This window comes from Streptomyces sp. WELS2, assembly GCF_013870595.1.
GTDB lineage: Bacteria > Actinomycetota > Actinomycetes > Streptomycetales > Streptomycetaceae > Streptomyces.
In genome coordinates this window covers 1-1251 of sequence record NZ_JACBWZ010001278.1, presented here as the reverse complement: position 1 = coordinate 1251, position 1251 = coordinate 1, and the positions used below count along the sequence as shown (strand labels likewise).

At 74.5% G+C, this 1251-nt stretch carries 1 protein-coding gene; it reads right to left on the bottom strand.

What is annotated here, in order from left to right; all coding sequences use genetic code 11:
- Positions 1-118 precede the first annotated feature (118 nt).
- Positions 119-1228, bottom strand: coding sequence for an enolase C-terminal domain-like protein (locus H5J33_RS35705; protein ID WP_181798783.1), 1110 nt, complete (start codon positions 1226-1228; stop codon positions 119-121).
- Between the last annotated feature and the right edge of the window lie 23 nt (positions 1229-1251).

The window sequence follows — 1251 nt, the reverse complement described above, 5'->3', positions numbered from 1 at the left end:
GTGGCGCGGCCGATGCCGGCGCTGGCGCCGGTGATGACGACGGTGGGGGGCATGGTCCTTCTCCTCTTCCAGCACGATGTGCAGCGTGTTGTCCGGCACGGTGTCGGGGGCCTTCGGCTCACTCCGTCCGGTACGGTGCCGCCCTCTCCTCGGCGAGCGTGAGGCCGAGCCCGGGCGCCCCGTCGGCCCCCGGGGTGACGCTGCCGCCGGCCGGGTCGAGGACGCCGTCGAACAGCAGGTGCTCGATGCGGACGTGGTCGTGGAACCACTCCAGATGGCGCAGGTTGGGCACGGCGGCGGCAGCGTGGGCGTGGGCGTGCGGCGCGCAGTGGCCGGAGATGTCGGTCCCGCGCGCGTGGGCGAGCGCGGCGGCGCGCAGCCAGACGGTGATGCCGCCGCACCGGGTGACGTCGGCCTGGAGGCAGTCGACGGCTCCGGCGGCCAGCATGTGCTCGAAGTACGGCAGGGTGTAGCCGTATTCGCCGGCGGCGACGTCGAGCGGGATCCGGTCGCGGATGCCGGCGAGGACGGTGAGGTGGTCGGAGGAGACGGGTTCCTCGAACCAGGTCACGCCCTGGCCGGCGAGCGCCTCCGAGACCCGTACCGCCTGGCCGCCGGTGTAGCCGCCGTTGGCGTCCACGTACAGCTCGGCCGTGTCGCCGATGGCCGCCCGCGCGCGGGCGACGCGTTCCAGGTCGCGGTCCTGCCGGGCGCCCCACGACTCCCCTATCTTGATCTTGACGCGGGGGATGCCCTGGTCCTCGGTCCAGCCGCGCAGCTGGCGTTCCTGCCGGCCGGCGTCGTAGGTGGTGAAGCCGCCGCTGCCGTAGACCGGCACATCGGTGCGGGCGGCGCCCAGCAGGTGGACGAGAGGCAGGCCGAGCAGGCGGGCCTTGAGGTCCCACAGGGCGATGTCAGCGGCGGCGATCGCCTGTGCGGCGAGGCCGGGCAGTCCGGCGTTGCGCACGGCCCGGGACATCAGTTCGTTGGCGCGCGGCACGTCGTACGCCGACAGGCCGGTGACGGTGCCGGCGAGCAGTTCGCGGACGAGGGGGGCGGTGGCGGCGGGCGCGTAGGTGTAGCCGAGCCCGGTGGTGGTGCCGGAGCGGGCGGTGACCAGGACGAGGGTGGTCTTGTCCCAGGCGAGGGTGCCGTCCGCCTCGGGGGCGTCGGTGGGCACGGTGTAGACGGCGGTGTCGAGCGCGTCGACGGCCGGCTGGTCGCTCATGGTCACCTCCCGGGCCGGCGCAG